This window comes from Agromyces humi (genome assembly GCF_009720255.1).
In the GTDB taxonomy this organism is placed as follows: Bacteria; Actinomycetota; Actinomycetes; order Actinomycetales; family Microbacteriaceae; genus Agromyces; species Agromyces humi.
On the sequence record NZ_WJSP02000534.1, the window covers coordinates 1 to 2028 of the forward strand.

A 2028-nucleotide genomic window follows, 5' to 3' on the forward strand; every position below is an offset into this window, starting at 1 on the left:
GACGCGCAGACGAGTGCCGCCTCGGCCCGGCCCTCGACGACGGCTCGCACCTCGTCGCGGTCGGCCCAGAACGCGTCCTCGGGCGACAGCGTCAGCGGCCCGGCGGTGCGCGGCGCCTCGTATCCCGTCTCGAGCCGGTGTCCCTCCGCCGTCCAGCGACGCAGTCCGCCGTCGAGCACGGCGACCCGCGCGACACCCGCGGAGCGGAGCAGCCACCACAGCCGGGCCGCCCACTGGCCGAGCGACGTGTCGTAGATCACGACCGTGACGTCGTCGTCGATGCCGAGCTCCCGGGCGACGCGCTCGAGCCGCGCGGCATCCGGCCTGGTGAACGAGAACGGCCCGGCGGGGTCGGAGAACTCCTCGAGGAGGTCGGCGAAGACCGCACCGGGCACGTGACCGGTGATCAGGTACTCGTCGAGGCCGCTGAGCCAGTGGAATCCGGCCGGGGAGTCGACGCCGAGCACGCTCGCGTCGAGTGCGATGAGGCGGGGGTCGCCGAGACGATCGGCGAGCCAGTCGGCGGTGACGAGTTCTGCTGGGAGATCGAGGACCGGCATGCCGACACGCTAGTCGCGGCAGGTCGCGCGCCGGGCGGATGGCGCAACAGGCCGTAACCGTCGACGGGCGTCAGCGCAGCGGGCCCCTGCGGCTCTCGAGCCACAGCGTGTGCTCGCGGAGGCCGTTGCGCACGGCCGCCTTGATGATGAGGTAGCCGATCCACAGCATGAGCGCGAGGACCGCGAGGTAGACGACGAGGCCGATGACGAGGCCGATGAGGCCGAGGCCCGCGAACAGTTCGGGCGTGACGGGGCTGGGGGTGTCCATCACGTCAGATTGTCAGAGCGGCGCGCGTCGCGCGAGAGTCCCGATCGGGGGCCACGGCCGCGCCCAGGTGCACGGTCGTGAGGTCAGCACTCGATGACGTTCACCGCGAGGCCGCCCTCGCTCGTCTCCTTGTACTTCGTCATCATGTCGATGCCGGTCTGGCGCATGGTCTCGATCACGGTGTCCAGGGACACGAGGTGCGTGCCGTCGCCGTGCAGGGCGAGCCGAGCCGCGGAGACGGCGGTGGACGATGCGATGGCGTTCCGCTCGATGCACGGCACCTGCACGAGTCCGGCGACCGGGTCGCACGTCAGGCCCAGGTGGTGCTCCATCGCGATCTCGGCGGCGTTCTCGATCTGGCGCGGGGTGCCGCCGAGCACGGCGCAGAGCGCTCCGGCGGCCATCGCGCACGCCGAGCCGACTTCGGCCTGGCAGCCGCCCTCGGCGCCCGAGATGGAGGCGTTCTTCTTCACGAGGCTCGCGATCGCCGCGGCGGTGAGCAGGTAGCGACGGATGCCCGCGGCATCCGCACCGGGCACGAAGCGCAGGTAGTAGTGGCCGACCGCGGGGATGATGCCCGCGGCGCCGTTCGTCGGCGCGGTCACGACGCGCCCGCCCGAGGCGTTCTCCTCGTTGACCGCGAGCGCGAAGGCGTGCAGCCACTCGGTGGACGTGTCGCGCAGGTGCTCGTCGCGGTCGTACTCCTCGAGACGGCGGCGCACCTCGGGTGCGCGACGCTTCACGCCGAGCCCGCCCGGCAGCGTGCCCTCCGCGGCGAGTCCGTGCTCGACGCACTCGGCCATCGCCGCCCAGATCGCGTCGAGCCCGGCGTCGATGCCCTGCTCGCCGTGCACCGAGACCTCGTTGTACCGGGCGACGTCGCAGAACGAGACCCCGTGCTCCTCGCAGAGCGCGAGCAGCTGGTCGGCGTTGTCGTAGGGCAGCGGATGCCGCAGCGCCTCGGACTCCTCGGGCGCGTCGCCGTCGCGCCGGATGAAGCCGCCGCCGACGGAGTAGTACGTCTCCTCGAGGAGCGGGAGCGGCTCGTCCTCGTCCCAGGCCTGCAGCGTCATCGCGTTCGGATGCCCGGGAAGCCGGGTGCGCGGCTCGAGGCTCACGTCGCCGCGCGACATCGTGATCGGCTGCCGCCCGGCGAGCAGCACCTCGCCGCCGTCGTCGCCGAGGCGGGTCCACGCGCCG

At 72.6% G+C, this 2028-nt stretch carries 3 protein-coding genes; all 3 read right to left on the reverse strand.

From position 1 onward, the window contains the following. On the reverse strand, window positions 1-560 hold a 560-nt coding region (locus tag GH736_RS21885), incomplete at its 3' end, for a sulfurtransferase (protein ID WP_268891262.1). A 70-nt stretch (window positions 561-630) separates the two neighbouring features. Then, complete coding sequence (locus GH736_RS21890; protein WP_159607056.1) at window positions 631-828, reverse strand: hypothetical protein; 198 nt, start codon at window positions 826-828, stop codon at window positions 631-633. Window positions 829-911: 83 nt separating this feature from the next. Then, a partial coding sequence (locus tag GH736_RS21895) for an L-serine ammonia-lyase (protein ID WP_159607058.1) occupies window positions 912-2028 on the reverse strand: 1117 nt, incomplete at its 5' end.